Annotated in this window: 10 protein-coding genes; 6 read left to right on the top strand and 4 right to left on the bottom strand. The window is 61.9% G+C overall.

All coding sequences use genetic code 11. The annotated features are described in order from the left end of the window. Positions 1 to 241 precede the first annotated feature (241 nt). Complete coding sequence (mobF, locus tag ACWEQQ_RS05440) at positions 242 to 5,881, top strand: MobF family relaxase (RefSeq protein ID WP_452347277.1); 5,640 nt, start codon at positions 242 to 244, stop codon at positions 5,879 to 5,881. A 128-nt stretch (positions 5,882 to 6,009) separates the two neighbouring features. Here the strand turns inward: mobF and ACWEQQ_RS05435 are convergent, their stop codons facing one another. Then, entirely contained in the window at positions 6,010 to 6,231 is a 222-nt protein-coding gene (locus ACWEQQ_RS05435) for a hypothetical protein (protein WP_452347276.1), read from the bottom strand. A 1,434-nt stretch (positions 6,232 to 7,665) separates the two neighbouring features. Here ACWEQQ_RS05435 and ACWEQQ_RS05430 point away from each other — a divergent pair. Then, positions 7,666 to 8,082: a nuclear transport factor 2 family protein gene (locus tag ACWEQQ_RS05430; RefSeq protein ID WP_452347275.1), complete on the top strand. Its 417-nt coding sequence runs from the start codon at positions 7,666 to 7,668 to the stop codon at positions 8,080 to 8,082. 204 nt (positions 8,083 to 8,286) lie between these two features. Continuing rightward, on the top strand, positions 8,287 to 8,433 hold the full coding sequence (locus ACWEQQ_RS05425) for a DUF6283 family protein (RefSeq protein WP_452347274.1): 147 nt from the start codon (positions 8,287 to 8,289) through the stop codon (positions 8,431 to 8,433). A 278-nt stretch (positions 8,434 to 8,711) separates the two neighbouring features. On the opposite strand, the gene ACWEQQ_RS05420 is transcribed toward ACWEQQ_RS05425, so the two are convergent. From ACWEQQ_RS05420 to ACWEQQ_RS05410, 3 genes are all read right to left on the bottom strand, one after another. After that, entirely contained in the window at positions 8,712 to 9,650 is a 939-nt protein-coding gene (locus ACWEQQ_RS05420; RefSeq protein ID WP_452347273.1) for a spirocyclase AveC family protein, read from the bottom strand. Between the two features lie 401 nt (positions 9,651 to 10,051). Continuing rightward, a complete protein-coding gene (locus ACWEQQ_RS05415; protein WP_452347272.1) occupies positions 10,052 to 12,703 on the bottom strand; it encodes an AAA family ATPase in 2,652 nt (883 codons plus the stop codon). A 524-nt stretch (positions 12,704 to 13,227) separates the two neighbouring features. Further along, the gene (locus tag ACWEQQ_RS05410) at positions 13,228 to 14,805 is read right to left on the bottom strand and encodes an acyl-CoA synthetase (protein WP_452347434.1); all 1,578 of its coding nucleotides are present in this window, start codon (positions 14,803 to 14,805) and stop codon (positions 13,228 to 13,230) included. A gap of 305 nt (positions 14,806 to 15,110) precedes the next feature. Between ACWEQQ_RS05410 and ACWEQQ_RS05405 the strand changes: the two genes are divergently transcribed. From ACWEQQ_RS05405 to ACWEQQ_RS05395, 3 genes are all read left to right on the top strand, one after another. Beyond that, positions 15,111 to 15,896: a coniferyl-alcohol dehydrogenase gene (locus ACWEQQ_RS05405; RefSeq protein WP_452347271.1), complete on the top strand. Its 786-nt coding sequence runs from the start codon at positions 15,111 to 15,113 to the stop codon at positions 15,894 to 15,896. Between the two features lie 45 nt (positions 15,897 to 15,941). Next, a complete protein-coding gene (locus tag ACWEQQ_RS05400) occupies positions 15,942 to 16,340 on the top strand; it encodes a nuclear transport factor 2 family protein (protein WP_452347270.1) in 399 nt (132 codons plus the stop codon). A gap of 321 nt (positions 16,341 to 16,661) precedes the next feature. After that, positions 16,662 to 18,047 carry an NAD(P)/FAD-dependent oxidoreductase gene (locus ACWEQQ_RS05395; RefSeq protein ID WP_452347269.1) on the top strand — a complete coding sequence of 462 codons (1,386 nt, stop codon included), beginning with the start codon at positions 16,662 to 16,664 and terminating at the stop codon, positions 18,045 to 18,047. The last annotated feature ends 5 nt before the right edge of the window (positions 18,048 to 18,052 follow it).

The following is an 18,052-nucleotide window of genomic DNA, read 5'->3' as shown; positions in this document are numbered from 1 at the left end:
CTCTCCCCGCCTCAATCGCACACATCCGCCCCAATACCCACACCCCCTCACCTCGACAATCCACCTCACGATCTACCTGCTCCCCCAAGCCCCCATCCCACTCTTTTCCCCATCAGCGGCAAGCAGACCTCTTGCATAGAGGGCCACAATTCCGTAACAACCAGGCGAAACGGCCGAATTGGTCAATCCCTTACCATCTTCGGCTCTCGCCATTCCAACAGATCAAGTCTTCGATGGAGGTGTGACGGCGACGCTGCACAAAGTCCTGGCCGGCAACGGTTATCTGTATTACCTGCGGCACGTAGCCGCCGATGACGCCACCGACCGCGGGCCGGGGTCGCTCGCGGACTACTACTCGGCGCGAGGTGAATCACCAGGCCGCTGGCACGGTGCCGGGCTGGCCGCGCTGGGCCTCACCGAAGGACAACAGGTCACCGAACAGCAGATGAAAGCCCTGTTCGGCGAAGGGAGGCACCCGGATGCCGACCTCATCGACGAACGCATCATCACCACCGAGATCGCCAGAGGAGCTAAGCCCAAGGACGCACAGCGTGCCGCCGACCACGCGACCCGGCTCGGTAACCCGTACCGGGTCTACGACAACGACAACGAATTCCGGAACAACTGCGCCGATGCGTTCGCCGAACACAATGCCGCGCACGGCGTTCACCGAACCTCAGCGATTCCCGACGACATTCGTGCACGGATCCGTACCCGGGTTGCAACCAGCATGTTCACCGACGCTATCGGGCGCGCACCGTTGGACGCTCGGGAACTCTCGGGGTGGGTGGCACGGAACTCACGCCCCCAGTCAGCGGCCGTAGCCGGTTTCGACATCACCTTCAGCCCGGTCAAGAGCGTGTCCGCGCTCTGGGCGATAGCGCCTAAAGCGGTGTCCGAGAAGGTCGCCGCCGCACACGAAGCGACGGTCGACGACGCGATCTCCTGGCTCGAGAAACACGGGGTGTTCACGCGGCTGGGTCGCAACGGGGTCCGGCAGGTGGATGTTGAGGGGCTCGTCGCGGCCCGCTTCACCCATCGCGAATCCCGCTGTGGGGACCCGGATCTGCACACCCATATGCTGATCGCGAACCGGGTGCGCACCCTCGACGGGCGCTGGCGCACCCTCGACGCGACCGTCATCTACCGCCTGGTGGTCACGGTCAGCGAGATCTACAACTCTCGCCTGGAACAGCATCTGGAAGCCGACCTCGGTCTGTCGTTCAGCGAACGCGCCGGCACCGACCCCACGAAACGTCCGATCCGCGAAATCACCGGTATGCCTTCATCGTTGGTCGAGTTCTGGTCGCGGCGCGATTCCGCGATCACCGCGCAGCTCGGGGAGTTGACGGCCGCGTTCCAACACAGCCTCCGACGCGAACCGATGCCCAAGGAACTGTTCGCGCTGATGGAACGCGCGACGCTGGAAACACGGCCCGCCAAGCACCGATCCCGGACCCGGGCACAGCAGCGCGCGGACTGGCGCGCACAAGCCGAATCGGTCCTCGGTGGACGAAAAGCCATGGCGGACACCACTTCCGCGATCATTTCTCAACGCTCACCGCCGCCGCGCGGTCGAATCGGAGCCGAAGGCATCGCACGCATCGCGCAGCAAGTCCTCGCCACAGTGTCAGCCCAGCGACCAACCTGGCAATGGCACCATGTCCGCGCGGAAGCAGAACGCCGACTGCGGGGCAGGCTCCCCCGCGACCACTGGGCCGCCACGGTGGACGCGGTGATCTCCGAAGCGCTGTCACGATCTTATACTGTCGCCCGTGGTGACCCTGATCTGACTGCGGAGCCGGTCTTGCGTGAGACGCCGACGATTTATCAGCGGGTCGACGGTGCCAGTATGTACACCAGAGTCGACCTACGCCAGTACACGTCCGTGCTCCGTTTGGATGTGACCGAGCGTCTGATCGAGTTGTCCCTGAAATTCGGTGCTCGCACAATCCCCGAACATGTTGTCGCCGCCACGATCCGCGATTACAACAGCAACCCCGCCAATCGTGGCCGGCAACTCAACGCCGGACAGACATCGGTCGTCACCGAATTCGCACAATCTCCATGGCATATCGCCACCACCAACGCGCCCGCCGGCACGGGCAAGACAACAGCAATGCGCGTGCTCGCCGACGCCTGGCGCACCGATGGCGGCACCGTCCTGGGACTGGCTCCGACCGCCGCTGCGGCCGCTGTCCTCGGCGAAGCGACCGGCGCCCGCGTCGAAACCGTCGACAAACTGCTGACGACACTGCGCGACCACTCGCCCACTACAGCGACCTTCACTGACGGCGATCGACCGTTCCCGGCCACACTGCCGCAATGGGTACTGCAGATCGACACCCGCACATTGGTGATCGTCGACGAGCACATGCGCCTCGGTGACGACAAGCGCCTACAGCTGTTCGAATTCCTGCTCTCTCGTGGCGCGGCGGTCCGGTGCGTCGGCGACGACCACCAACTCCCCCCGATCGAAGCCGGCGGCGGCGCAGCCGACACCGCCGACGCCGCGCGCGCATCAACACTGACCCACGTTGTACGGTTCGTTCTGCCCGCCGAAGCCTCCACGAGTCTGCTCATACGCGAGGGAGATTCGTGCGCATTGGGCTTCTACCTCGATCACCAGCGGGTGCATTCCGGGTCGCCGACCGCAGTTCGAGAGCAGGGCTACGCCGGATGGATCGCCGACCACCTGGCAGGTCGCGACACCATCATGCTCGCCGCGACCCACGAGGCCGTCAGCCAACTCAACGCTCAAGCCCGCGCCGACCGACTCGCCCGCACCAAAGCCCCACCCGGGTGGGAAACGAGATTGGCTGACGAGCTTTTCGCATCAGTCGGTGACATCATCTGCACCCGCCACAACGATCCACGACTGCGCCTGGGTGAGCGTGACTGGGTGCGCAACGGCTATCGCTGGACCGTCACCGATGTCCATCCCGACGGCGCTCTGACCGTCACCCACCTTCGCCCTGGCCGCCACAGCGGAGACAGCACCGTGCTGCCCGCCTCCTACGTTCGCCATCATGTGCGGCTCGGTTATGCGATGACGATCGATTCCGCACAAGGCATCACCGCCGACACCTGCCATGTCGTGCTCGCCGGATTCGAATCACGCAACCAGCTCTACGTCGCCCTGACCCGCGGCGCCCGAGCCAACCACGTGTATGTGCCCACCACGATCGACGGCAGCGAAGCATCGTTCTGGACCGAACCCGCCATGTTCCCACGCACCGCAACCGAAGTGCTGCAACGGATTCTCGCCCGCGACGCCACCCAGAAATCTGCCCACACCGACCTGCGAGACGCACTCAACCCCCACAACCGCCTCGGCCGCGCCATCGATACCTACCTCGACGCACTCGGCGTCGCCGCCGAACACACCCTCGGCACCAACGGACTCACCACCCTCGACACACTCGCCGAACAGCTACGGCCCGGCCTTCTCGACGCTCCCGCGTATCCCGTTCTGCGCCAATATCTTGCCCTCATCGCGCTCTCCGGCGACGACCCACACCAAGCGCTCGCCGCCGCGATCGCCGCGCGCGAACTCGACACCGCCGACGACCCCGCCGCTGTCCTGGTTTGGCGTCTGGGCACCTCGCATGCCAGTTCCACCGAGCCCGGCCCGCTGCCCTGGCTGCGAGGACTACCTCGCCGACTTCCTGACACTCTCGTCACCGAACACCTGCGCGCCCGAGCCCGCCTGGTCACCGCGCTCGCCGACCAGATCCGGGCCGACATCCAGTCGTGGACGCCATCAACAGCTCCGGCATGGGCTCGACCGCTTCTCGGCGGTCGCCGACTGCTGGCCGACCTGGCTATCTGGCGCGCCGGCAACCACACACCCGACACCGACATACGCCCCACCGGCCCACCGGGACTCACCGTCGGTGAACGCGAACATCAACTACTGCTCGACGCTCGCACCACCGACACCCTCGGCGACCCCCACACCACCCTCAACACCTGGTCACCCCTGATCAAACAGCTCGACGCCCGCATTCTCGATGACCCCTGGTGGCCACAACTGGCCGACAAACTCCACACCGCAGCCCTCGCAGGCCTCGGCATCGACACACGCCTCACCCGCGCCGCAGCCCAACGACCGCTACCCGACGACATGCCCGCCGCAGCCCTATGGTTCCGCCTCGGACTCGACCCCTCAGCACTGACTCCCCCAACCGGCGCCCGAAACCTCCAGCCCGAGTGGACAACTCACCTGCACCAATTGCTCGGCGACCACACCGCCGAACACGTGCTAATCGATCCGGCCTGGACACGCATCGTGGCCGCCGTCGACCACGGCATCGTGCGCGGCTGGACAGCCGAAGATCTACTTACCGCCGCACACGAACTCCTCATCGGAGCACACACCGAGGACACCAGCGGAACTCGGCCCGACCAATTCGCTACCGCACTTGCCTGGCGCATCGAGGCCCTCCTGCATCCCGATATTCCCGAAAGCCGACACCAGCCCACCCACACGGAAGCCGAAAAGTCCCACCCCATAACCACTCCGGACACCTCCATGTCTGAATCTCCTGACAATCCGGCACCGACAACAACCGATCCTGCCGAGCTATCTCGCGTCGGCATCGAACCGAGGACCAACAGCGGCGCCGGTGACGGGGTGCCGGAGGGGCTACGCGCGGTGGCCGAGATGTTCCGCACCGGACGCATCCAGGACGCAACAACCGCACTCGGCGCGCTGACTCGGGAGGCAACCGACGAACAAATCCAAACCCTGGACCTCATCGCGACCACCCTGTACCGCAACAGCTTCCCTGTCGCCAAGGCTCGATTGCGTTGGGCTGCCGAGAGATTCCCGCAGCTGCGCGCTCTCATCGAAGCAGCCACACCCGCCGCCGATCCGCACACCTACCGACCCGATGCCGCCACCATACCCACCAACCGTGACGAACTGCGGCACCATGCTGCCCGCGACGACAAGACGCGCCTTGACCCTCAACTGCGACGTCCCTCATCGAACCTGGCCGGAAGCGACGCGGCCCGTGCAGCACAGGAATACCTCGATGTCCGCGCCGATGTCGACGACGCACCCCACCACATGCCCGTGCCGGAAGGAATCCCGCACCCCTATTTCCGAGGTATCACTCAGAGTTCGAAACCTGTCGGCTACGCACTCGACTACGACCTCGCCGCTGTCCCCGACAGCCGCGGCTTCTGCTGTGTGAACTGCAGCATCGAACGCGCCGTCACCGACACCATCCCCACCGGCCGACGCCAAAGCGACGACGGGCTCTGCCAAGACTGCCGCGACAACAACATCGACGGCATCCCCGACCACAACCCCGTCGACCACCTCCGCGCGCGCTGCGCTCACATCACCGACGCCTATCCCGCTTCCGCAGCGTTGACAATGCTGCGCCGAGATTGGAGCAACGCCCGTACACAACACGCCCGCGACGCAATCGAAGCATGGGTCGAGCAAGACCCCAACCTCCAAACCCGCACGCGCCCATCCGGTATCGACTCCTCATCGACCGCGGCAAACCTCGGCACTCCGGATCCGCTGAAAGCCCTCACCGACGAGCAGATCATCCAACGCCTTGCCCACGTCGAGCGACGTATCACGCTCACCGACAACGAAGCCATCCTCTACGGACCAGCCCCGAATACTTCCGATGCCACCGATCCCACCGCCACTACCGACAACCAATGGCTCCTCGACGAACTGACGGAACTACACGCCGAACAACATCGGCGCGCCCAGCTCACGCCAGCACAAGCGGCCGCCGAGCGCGCCCTGCGCGGCAACCACACGGACGAATCTGCCGCCGGGATACCCGCACTCGACGCCAACGCGGCCGCCGACGTCTCCCCACAGAGGATCGACACAACGACTGAGCGGTAGGCACGCAAATCCGTCTCTCCGCACATTTCGCCGACCGTATGGTCACACACGACAGCTCCGATTCGAACCCAGCACCGGCCACGACCCCAAGGTCTTCCTCACCCCGGGCGGACCCCGGAGGCTTTCGATCACGGTCCGAGGAACAGTCGTTCGCATGGCAGGCGCGGCAGCAGCCGACAGTCGTCGATGGCACCACATATCACTTCGATTGTGCACCAACGCTGTCGCCGCCAATCGTGGATCAAGTTGTATACCGCCGCCGCGGCGGCCGTGCAGTCGAAGACCACGCCAGCCAGCCAAATTCGCACGTGGACGTCGTCTTCGGGTGGGAACCATCGTTCGGCGGTCATGGCCGATCGCATTCCTGAGGCATAACCGTGTCCTGCTTTCCGGACGAGGCACCAGCCAGCTTCACTGATCCTCTAGGGTGTTTGGATGTAGAGGTCCCCGTCGAGTTCGACGTACCAAATCGGAAGGCTTATCGGTCGGCAGTCGGCACGCACGTGATTAGCACATCGGCGTGACTTTGTCGCAGGAATTGTTCGCGTGCGGCACTCTCGATGATCACGCCCACTCGATCACCACCAACGGGAGACCTGGTGGCGTGCGCACATCGCATGGGTTTGTGCGGATACTCGTTTGCCTCGGTGCTGATTTCATCGACGGAGCGGTACTCCGTTCCGTCGAAGAACGTGGCCTGCTTCATACTTCGATCTATGCACAGGAAAGATGCAACTGCGCCCGTAGTTGGCTACGGAGATCGATCGAACGCTACTGCTGATTACTATCCGGCAGCGCGGTTCACGGTGTCCGCACCTTCTTGAGCACGCTGCGGTCGTAGTGGACCAACGACCACGGCGTCAGCACCGGCAGGACCCACAGCCAAACCGACACTCGGTTACTTCGCCGACCCATCTGGACGAGACGGTAGCTGGAAACGGTGCCCCTGGCCTCTTCGTGCGAAGAGGCCAGGGGCACCGGTTGGGTAATCCGTCAACGGTCGCAGTGCTATTGACACGGGAAGCGTGCCCGAACGTCGTTCTGCACGAGCGAGTCGGGTCGTCACATGAACTCCCCGCACAGTCGGCGAAGCTGTGTCGATCAGGCCAGTCATCATGGAGCGCCGCGCGCTGTACGCACACAGCGCAAAGCCAGCGCGGCCTGGCGCTTCGCACCGGCACGGCGGCTTGGGCACTGAGGTTCCGACACGCATTGTCACGACCCCTGCGCGACGACCATAGGCACGATGCGGCCGGCGGTTACGCAATCTTTGTTAACGGCTCTCCACTATCCCTGAGCTCAGTTACAAGCCCGCCGAGGATCAAGCCTTTTTGCAGATCGTATCTATTTGCTTGCACCGAACTAACACAGCAGGAATCTGGCCAAGAGTAGGTTCGTCGATAGCAGTCGATTCGCATCCTGAAGAAATAGAAAAGCATAGCACCGAACGCGATAGAGTCGCTCGCGATCGGCGGACTATGATCTGGGCTTCAGAACCGGCATGGGCACCCACGCCAGACCGGTCGTCCGCAGAGCTCTGACCGAATGCGCACGTCACGATCTTGTCCGGCGCACCGATCGCCGGCAAGGCTGCGATCATTTCGCTCACCAGAGGCACCTCCGTAGCGAAATTCGGCAATTTCAGTAGTCGGTAGCCATCGACTTCGCGAATCCACAGCCTACGCTATACACGACGTAACTTCTTCTGGGCCGACCGCAGACTATTCGGGCTTGCGGCTTGCGGAGCGAAAGGGCAATACACAATGGAAAATAGTGACAGCGCTGTGCGTGAGGTCGAAGCGGTACTCGAACACCTCCACAAAGCCTATTACAACCGAGATCTGGACGCGCAGGTATCTTCGGACGTCTACTTCACGGGAGACGCAGACGAAGACTTCGTTCTCTTCGACCTCGCGCCACCGATGCGACTGGTCGGACTTGAGATCTTCCGTAAGCGGGCCACTGATTTCTTCAATGTGACCGAAGGTCCACAACTGTCGGAGTGGACGGACACCTACATCAATGTTGTCGGTGATATCGCCTACTTCCACGGCACCTGGAAGACTACCTTCAAGTTGAAGGACCAAGCAGAGCCGACGGTACTGACGATGCGGGAGACGCTCGTCCTCCGGCGGATCGATGGCAGGTTCAAGATCGTTCACGAGCACTGCTCAGTGCCCCTGGAAGCAAGTGGATACTAAGCCTTGATCCGCGGCAACGCCGAATTGATCGCAAGACACACCGAGGACTCCAAACCCTAGCATCGACATCGCCGGCCGGACACGTTCTGTGTCCGGCCGGCGATGTTGATGGCTCCTCTCCGGGCAAGACGCGGAGCCAGTTCGGGTTTAGCGTGATGTGAGCAGGCCTGCATACGACTTGGGCTCCCCAAGCAGCCGCCGGCGTTGTTTCAATGCCACCAGACCGACACCGACAGCAATCGGCGGCGGCTTCGCGCCGGTTGGGTCGGCTGTCACTGCGACGAACTGCTGGGGCTTCGGTTGGCCGTGTTGGGGGCCGTATCAGCGATGCCACGTTCGAGAACGCTGTGAACTATCAGTCGCCGGTGCCACTGTTCAGGTCCGGCACCGACGCTGCCGATCACGGGCGGGCCGATATTCACCGTCCGGGCCCGGATGTGGTCGCGCGACCGCCAAGAGAAGCCGGCGATCCGGCCTGCATTGAGATGTCCTGCGCGAACCTCAGCGCCGGCGCCCCGAAGCCATACGACCGCCGACATCTGAGCCAGCCGAGACTCCCACACTCAGACAGATACTGATGTAGCCAGGGGCGTGGCCTGATTGCTAGGCCACGCCTCTCCTCCCTATCGCTACTTCTCGGTGCCAGATCCAGTCCTCGGCGGCAGTTCGGTGCCCTGGGGAACGACGAGGGAGCCGTCGGGTGCCACATGCGCAGAACCCTGCCGCGGAATCGGGATAGCAGGACCGGGGCACGCATACCCCGTATTCCCGCCACACATGTTCCCAGTGAAATACGACTTCTCCGTTATCGACGTCGGCCATGGGCCAGACTTGAGGGCGAAGAACTGCATGGGAATCCAATAGGTGAAGGCCAAGATCACTACATTGGCAGCGAAAATTGCCAGGAAGCGGATGAAAGTCTTCGTACGATCCGACCTATCGATTCTATCCAAGCCACGCTCAGCAACGGAGTCGCCTCTGGCATCGGTGAAGAATTTGAGCGCAGCGGCCCCAGCAAGCCACGCTCCGAAGAACAATGCATGATACACCGGATACTGATGGTATGAGCCGGAGAAGATCGTCAAACTCGGAGCAGCGCCTGGAATAGCATTGATGCCCAAGGGGAAGAACAGCAGTCCTTCAAGAACGATCGAAACGATCATCAAGATGATTGCACTCACTACAATGCAGAGCGGCGCAGAAAGACCCTTGTTACGCAGCCACTTGATCAGGGCACATCCTGCCATCACCGCTGGCAGGAGCAAGACGTATACGGGCGGAATCACAAGAAGCGGCTCGGCCATATAATTGGTCCTCGGCGCCCCCCAGCCAGGAAAACTGCCCATCGTCCATGAACCAAGATTGACCATGTTCGGGTTGTAAACAGCAATATTTTGGAAGAAGTTCAGCATCGGATCCCAGAAGACCAGCAGCAACCAGGCGAACCACCACAAACCATCCTTCGAAATTCTTCCAGCCTTCTTCCAAGGCAGCAGAACGTACACGAAGAAGGAGCCAATTGCAAGAATTGGAAAAACAATCTGGAATATGATCTGCACAACCGACATCCACGTAGGTTGCACACTAGGTCCGACCGGCGTCGGAGTTGCGTTCCCGGACAGTAGCCACCGGGCCCACACGCAGATCTGGAATAACAGGAGCAGACCTCCCGCCATGGCCCACCAGAGGGCAGGTACTGCGCGAGTATTTTCAGTGGCATCCTGACGATCGTCGCTCGCCGGCTGGAGCGAATTACGCAAGTCATCGGCTTCTGTGTGTTGCGTCACATACGTATTAACGCACTGCAGGTTCCAGGAAGCCTGAGTGGTGGGGTACTGAACTCGATGCAACAGCACTACGCACACCGATCTCCGAACCCGTCCACACCTCCACGACGTATGTCGAATCGGCGGCTTACCGGTTGAAAGAACCGGTAAGCCGCGCGCCGATCATATCCGAAGTGGGCTGCTCAGGAGACTCCCGACCAAATACCAAGCGCTTCGCTCAAGTCGGATCGGCGTGAGATGTTGAGCTTGCTGTATGCGCGCTGGAGATGGCTTTCGACGGTTCGTATAGATAGTTGTAGCTCTGCTGCCACCGCCTTATTCGTCCTCCCGCTCGCAACCAGCAGAGCGATCTTTCGTTCTGAGGGAGTGAGCTTCGCGCGGCATTCGGGCCTACTCAATGCGGGTGTGACAGGGAAACCCGCACGTTCGGCCAAGAGGTCAGCACGAATCTCGCTGGTACCGGCGCGGCGCGGTTGCCCGGCATGCCGCCAGGCCACAGCCGCATCAGCGGCCGCTTCGGCGGCCAGGAGCGTTGCCCCAAGACGATCGAACACGACAGAGACCGCATCCAATGCAGTGGCGTCACCAGTCGCCAGCGCAGACGCATGGGCTGAGCGGGCTTGAATGAGTTCTCCTTCGATCACCAACGTAAGTTCGGATAGCCGCGGCGCCACAGCGGGTGCTTCTTCGAGTCTGGCCAGCGCGTGCAGGGCACTAGCTTCGCCGACGTAGTCACCGCTACGGTTGCCCGTCGCCGCGGCTTCACGCAGAAGCCGCCGGCCACCATCAAGATCGCCCGCGGCGATTCGACTCCATGCCCTGGCTTGAACCAAGTCCGGCGCCATCACCTGGTAGAACGGAACACCGAGGGCATCCAGGTCGTCAAGAACCTCGGCGGCCTCCGTGGCATGTCCTTGCAGAGCAAGCGCTGTCGCCAAGTATTGCCGAGCCCACAGTTCGAACTGGGGCCGAGCCAGGCGATGGTAGATAGCGACCGCTTCCCGCGCATAATGCGCCGCCGTAGCCATCCCGCCGCGGTCACCGACGGCCTTCGACAGTACGAAGGCGAAGGTGGCCTGGTCCTCGAGGCATCGGTCGGTCAATGCGGCCCTGTAGTGCTCTGTCGCAATACGCTCTGCGACATCGAATTTACCGAGCTGATTGAGCGCATCACAGCGATGAAGAAGATGGAAGCAGGGATACCACTCGGATCGGTGCTGCAAGCCGGCCTGCGCTGCTTCGCCCTTTTCCGAGGCCACAATCGCGGAGGACAACTCACCGATGCAGGTAAGACCGTGAGCCGCCGTCATGCTCGCCCAGATCAGAGCCTCTCCCGTGGCGTGTTCGAGTTGCGGCAGCGCACGGTCAAGCGCTGCACGCGGTCCAGACGTGGCGAACGCGATGGTGGCGAGCCTGGACTCGACGTCCTGCCGATGAGTCTCGTTGTGCAGCCGCGCGAGAGCCGCAGTGGCGATTTCCTCTGCTTCACGCATCTTCCCGAGGTGGAATGCGGTGGTCTCGATCCGGAGCAGCGCCACCTCGGCGTATCGGTCATCGTCGAGGTCGCTCGAAGCGAGTCGAGTGAGCAAGGTGTTGGCACGTTCAGTGTGGCCTTGCACAATAGCTAGTTGCGCAATGAGCAGATGTGCGTCGTACCCTGCACCGGCCTGAGCAGCGGCTGTGGCAAGTCGTTCGGCAAGCGGAAAGTCGTAGCGCCACCTCGCGATTCGAGCCGCCGTAAGCAATAACTCGGGACCGGCACCGCCAGCGGTGAGCCGCCAAACAGCCACCCTGAGCACGTCGTCGTCGGAACATGATCCGCTGTTTTCGACACTGTCAGCGAGCTGCCGGGCGATTTCGAGAGTCCGCAGCGCCGGCGTCCGGGAACGCACGACCTCCGCATATAGCGGATGCGCGAGACGGACCGTGAGCTCGGCAGCGTCTTGAGTGCTGACCAGGAGATGGTCGCGCTCGAGTTCGGCAGCGATCAGCAGGTCACAGACCTGAGCCAAGATCTCCGGAGTAAGGTACTGCGCAAATGAGACGACCTCCAGAACTTTTCGCTGGCTGCGACTCAACGAATGTAGACGCATTTCGATCAGTTCGGTCAGCCGTTCGGACGGGGCGAGCGGACCGGTCAAACACCACAGCTCACCTTCCTTCGTCAACGCACCCGTTGCCTCTGCGCAGATGAGTAGTTCTCGCAGATAGAGCGCGTTACCCTGCGAAGCCTCGGCCAGCCGCACAGCGGTCGCTCCGTCGACGGGACCTTCGAGAACCGCACGTACGAGTTCCTCCACCGATTCAGGGGACAAACTCGGCACATCGATCCGGGTGGCGAGGCCGTCTTTCCAGAGCGTCATGACCGAGTCGGGGGTATCCGCTCCTGAAACGACGGTGAGCAATACGACCGCAGCCCGCGATGCCGCTATTTGATGTACCAGTGTCGCGGATCCGTCATCTAGGAGATGCGCGTCGTCGACGAACAGCAGCAGTGGGCGTCCGCCGGCGTTGCGCAGCAGTGTCGCGGCCGCACGGCGCAGCATCGCAGCGCGATCGGAGGTCGGGGCGAGCCCTGATTCGGCACCGTCACGTCCGACTAGAAGAGGTGCCATCGCACCGAACGGCAGTTGTGAGGCGCTACGAGTCGCAGTCGCGACAGCGACCGCAAATCCCTTCTTCTCCGCGATCTGTAGGCACTCTCGAGCAATTCGTGTCTTTCCCACGCCGGGCGCGCCCGCCAGGATCATGCCGCCCGACGTTCTAGCGTCGAGCAGTTCCCGAAAGTTGATCAGCTCTTTCGAACGGCCGATCAGCGGCCATGTCTGCTTCATTGTGCACACCTGCTTCACCACGTTGTGAGCGAACTGAGCGGTTCCGCCTGTTCGGGAACCTCGTCGGCACCAGGCCGGCCGATGGCCGTGGCCCGGCTGCCCTTAGGCCGGTCGACGGCGCACCCGATGCCGAGAACCCCACAGGCCGCTCTGCGATCGACTTAGTGGTGTCCGGGTGAGGATTGCGCACTGCATCATGTCCGCCTGCGGGTACCCGCTGCCACCCGCTGTGGCGCGAGAACGGGCCCTTGGCAAGTGGTGAGCGCCTCCGCCCACCACTATCCGCCCCGGATGAACAACAAGGCATACCAAGACCCTACCTCAGGCTCACGATCCAGTGTGTCCCAGACCACACTGCCGTGGATGACCTAATCATGCCCTGGCCAGGGGACACAAATCCGAAAATCGGATCGGATGGATCGGCCCACCCTATGGGGAGTGCTGGCGGCCGTTGCTGCGCACCGCGGGATAACCGGCGGGTTGACGGCAACGGTCCATATTGGCACCGTCACGGTCGACAATTTTCAGGCTTGAACAGTGTCTACCATGCTCTGATCGGCCGCATTTGCACCAGTGACATACTGCTCACGAAGTCTCCCCTTCATAAGCTTTCCGGTGTCCGTACGCGGCAGAGAATCAACGAAATGCACGCCACGCGGGGCCTTGAAGTGAGCGATCTTCGATTTGACGAATGTGATGATCTCGCGTTCGAGCTCGGGGCCGGGTTCAATTCCGCTGACCGTTTGCACGAACGCCTTGACCGACTCCCCCATCTCCGGATCCGGCACTCCGATCACAGCGACATCATGAACCGCGGGATGCAATGCGAGAACATTTTCGATCTCTTGCGGATAGATATTTACTCCGCCGGAGATGATGACGAACGCCGCGCGATCGGTCAGGAACAGGTAGCCGTCCTCGTCGATGTATCCGATATCGCCAAGCGTCGTCCAGTTCTCGTGGTTAGGGTGTTGGGAAGCCTTCGTCTTGACCGGGTCATTGTGATAAATGAACGGAACATCTTCGCGTTCCACGTAGACAGTGCCGGTCTCCCCCGGCGGCAGCTCTCGACCGTCCTCTTCGCAGATATGAAGTACGCCCAGTACTGACCTACCGACCGTCCCGGGTTTGGTGAGCCAGGTAGGGCTGTCGACGATGGTGAACGTATTGCCCTCGGTTGAAGAGTAGTACTCAACCAGGATGGGACCCCACCAAGCGAGCATTTTCTGTTTCACTTCTACCGGGCAAGGCGCAGCGGCGTGAATGGCAACCTTCAAGCTCGACACATCGTACCGCGTGCGCACATCGTCGCCGAGTTTCAGCATACGCACGAACATCGTCGGCACGAATTGCGCATGGGTTACCTTGTGGTTTTCGATCGCGTGCAGTGCCGATTCAGCGTCGAACCGTTTCATCACCACAACGGTTCCACCGTGTGCCTGCATTGCCGCACTCCATCGCAGAGGAGCGGCATGGTAGAGCGGTGCGGGAGTCAAATAGACTGTATCCTGGTCCACCCCGAAGTACGCACCAGTCAGCTGAACCACTGCATCCCCTACCTCACCGACTTGCCCTGACGGCAACGGAGGCCGCACTCCTTTCGGCCGCCCGGTGGTCCCCGATGAGTAGAGCATCGCAGCGCCGCGAGGTTGGTCCTCAAACGGAGTCGCCGAGGCCGATGCGATAGCAACTTCGTAAGGATCGAACCCAACTACCGCGCCGTTGTAGGAGAGCCGGAGCTTGAGATCATCAGCTCCCACCACAATTTCGGTCGCGATCTCTCCCTTTCCGGCCGACACGATCAGTGCTGATGCACCGGAGTCTCGGACGATGTACGCCGCTTCCTCCGCGGACAAGTTGTGGTTGATCGAGGTGAGATACAGTCCCGACCGGTGCGCGGCCCAGTAGACCTCGAACACTCGAAGGCTGTTCTCGCTGAGCAATGCGACGACATCGCCGCGACGGAGGCCGGCGTCGTACAAGACGTGAGCAAGGCGGATCGATCGCTCTTCGAGCTCGCGATAGGTGATCGACTCACCGGTTTCGGCAACCATCGCCGCGATCTTGTCCGGTGTGGTCGCCGCGTACGTTCCTGGGTACATCAGATCCTCTCGATATCGTCGCGCCGTCACGGGCGCCACGCAGTGGACCGTCGGACGCGAAGGCACCTCTCGTATTGAAAAGGTTCGTCCTCGAGCCAACCCCAGTCGCCCGTACGGCACTACGCAATTCCCGTGAGACCACTACCGAGGGCTGTCCTGCTCGGGTTACGAGCCTCCATGCTGGTCCAACCCCATCGGCGGTGCCTGTTCCAGCGGTGTTCGCCAAGAACACAAGCGGCCACAGGAACCTGTAATTCACCGGTGGGTTGCGCTTTGGTTGAGCAACTTCGGTAAGGAGATAGAACGTGTCCGACGTCAAAGGCAAGCGAATCCTGGTAACAGGAACCGCTTCTGGTATCGGCCAGGCCGTGGCCCGATTGCTCGGTGAAGGCGGGGCAACTGTATTTAGTCTGGATCGGAACGAGCCCAGCGTTCCGGTAGAAAAGCACATCGCCGTGGATCTCGCTGATCCGGACTCGATCGATTCCGCCGTCGCACAACTCGACGGCGAATGGGACGCTGTGATCAGCGTCGCCGGAATCCCTGGAACTGCTCCGGCGGACCTCGTTCTCAAGGTCAATTTCCTTGCTGTGCGTCATCTCACCGAGGCGCTTGCCGACGCGATCAAACCAGGTGGCAGCGTAGTAGTTGTTTCATCTACAGCCGGGGCGGGGTGGCCTGCACGCCTGCCTGTGATCAACGAACTACTCGCGACAAAAACGTTCGACGAGGGGGCCAAGTGGTTCGCAGAGAATCCGCAGGATGGCAATGCCTATCTTTTCTCCAAGGAAGCGGCGACCGTATACGTCCTCAGCAATGGGCTTCGTTTCGCAAAGATGGGCCTTCGTATCAATGCGATCACGCCCGGCCCGGTAGAGACGCCAATTCTCAAAGACTTCGAAGAGCATATGGGCAAAGACAACTTGGACGGGGTGAGGCACCTCATCGGCCGGCACGCCACGGCTGAAGATATCGCCGCGCCAGTCGTGTTTCTCGCTTCGAACGAGGCTAGCTGGATCAACGGTCATGCTCTCGACGTCGATGGCGGCCTGATGGGAGCGCTCTCCACCGGCGTGATCTCGCTCGGCTGAGACCCCGGTACCGCCGAACGCATCCGACTGGCAGGAGAAATCACCATGAGCATCGAAGCACACAAGAAACTGATCGTCGAATTCATGAAAGCCTTCGCCGATACCGACTACTCCACGATGACATCGCTGATGACCGACGATGGCACTTGGACAGTTCCCGGGCAGCTCCCGATATCGGGTCCGCATCCGAAGGATGAAATGGTCATGCTGCTCGAACAGATGAAGGAACAATTTGCAAGCCCGGTTGAATGGGTCGCCACGGGAATGATTGCCGAAGGCGACGCCGTCGCCGTCGAATGCTATTCCTCGCTCGATACGACCCGCGGGCAGGAGTATCGGAACCGATACCACCTGATCTTCCGCTTCCGTGATGGGAAGATATCGGAGCTCATCGAATACTGCGACACCAAGCACGTTTACGACGTCTTCCTCGCACCCTCGTAACGAGAACCCGAACACAGACTTGGCCGCTCTTGGCGGTGCGGGTCGAGCCATCCCCCCGCAATGTTCATCGCTCGGATGACGTTGCGCCGCGGTGTTGTGCCAGCGCTAATCCGCTGGCACAACACCAGCGTCTTCTGCGTTGCGACAACCTCACGTCCGGCGCGTGGTCACCGGCTCATCCGGTAGTCCATAACGCCGATCTCCGTAGCGCGGTACGGATGACTCCGTAGTGTCTCGAACCCGATACTTCAATTAGTCATGCCGTGAAAGCTTTCTTTGCGGCATTCCAGAAAAGCTCAACTCTTCTTTACGGAGGCTATCTTGCCCCTCGACCACGCTGTAGTTCTCGGTGGAAGCATCGCCGGTCTGCTCGCTGCTGCAGCTCTGAGCGATTCGTTCGCTGTGATCACGATCGTTGAGCGCGATGAGCTGGAGGACACCCCTGCCCTCCGACGTGGGGTACCACAGGGCACCCAGGTCCACCAGCTGATGTCACTCGGGCTTGACCGCATCGAGCAGCTGCTTCCGGACTTCGCTCAGGATCTGCTCGACAACGGTTGCGAACAGTACGACGCCGCGAGCATGCTGCCGTTCTGGACGCCGGAGGGCTGGGGGGCCCGGGCGGTAGGCGGGATCGGCGTCATCGGGTTTCTCAGGCCGACTTTCGAATGGCTTCTGCGCAGGCGCGTTTTCGCGCTGAGCAATGTGCGGGTGGTCAAAGGCGTTGCCACTTCACTGATTTCGACCGACGACAGGACACGAGTGACTGGCGTCAAAGTCAGAGGCGCCGAGATCGATGAGATCTCTGCCGATCTGGTCGTCGACGCGACAGGTCGCGGTTCCAAGTCCGGAAATTGGCTCGAAGACCTCGGCTACGACCGGCCGGAGGAGCAACATATCCGCCCGTTCATGGGCTACGCGACGATGGTTGTGCGTTTCCCCGACGGCGTCCTGCCCGACGGCATGCGTGGACTCGGCGCCCCTCCGCACCCGGGAAATACGAAGGGCGGTAGCTTCCAGCCCTGCGGCGATGGCAACCACGTCGTCGCCGCGTGCGGGATGGCGCGAGACTACCCGCCCGGCGAATTGGATGCCCTGCTCGACTTCCTCGACCAGGCCCCCAGCCCACTTCTCGGAGCTTTCGCCCGCAAGGCCGAAGTGGTGACGCCCCCCACTACGTACCAGATGATCGGCAGCCAGCGACGATTGTGGGAGCAGCTCGATCGCCGACCCGAGGGCTTTGTCGTAGTCGGTGACGCGGTGACATCCTTCAACCCGCTGTATGGCCAGGGCATGACGATGGCCGCCCTGGCTGCGACGATCCTGAAGGATGTTGTGGCCGAGTCGGGGGGCGAGATCGCCGGGATTGCCGAGAAGGTTTCGCGCGACCTCGCGCCCTGGTCGGATATTGCATTCGGTATGGCGGCCGGCCAGGACTCTTTCTACGCCGGCACTGAATTCGTCAACTTCGAGCCGCCGTGTGAGGACACCCGTCAGGCTCAATCATTGATCTTGCAAGTGGCCACCGCAGATACCGAGGTGATGCTCGCCCTCCGCCGTGCCGCCTATTACATGGATCCGACGGTCCTCCAAACCGAGTCTGTCCAGAGCAAGATCAAAGAGTGGTCCAATTCCGGCCGCACCCCCAGCGCGGCCGCTACCGACCCGAACCATATCCCGGACATCGTGCCGTTCGACGTGGAATGAGTGGT

The organism is Nocardia sp. NPDC004123, from assembly GCF_053603795.1.
Note: the sequence above shows the minus strand (reverse complement) of the source record. Positions and strands in the feature narration are given on the sequence as shown.

Coding starts and splice junctions, on each gene's coding strand:
- ACWEQQ_RS05435 (WP_452347276.1), bottom strand. CDS start 6,231: ATGACCGCCGAACGATGGTTCCCACCCGAAGACGACGTCCACGTGCGA.
- ACWEQQ_RS05415 (WP_452347272.1), bottom strand. CDS start 12,703: ATGAAGCAGACATGGCCGCTGATCGGCCGTTCGAAAGAGCTGATCAAC.
- ACWEQQ_RS05410 (WP_452347434.1), bottom strand. CDS start 14,805: ATGTACCCAGGAACGTACGCGGCGACCACACCGGACAAGATCGCGGCG.
- ACWEQQ_RS05420 (WP_452347273.1), bottom strand. CDS start 9,650: ATGTCGGTTGTGCAGATCATATTCCAGATTGTTTTTCCAATTCTTGCA.
- ACWEQQ_RS05400 (WP_452347270.1), top strand. CDS start 15,942: ATGAGCATCGAAGCACACAAGAAACTGATCGTCGAATTCATGAAAGCC.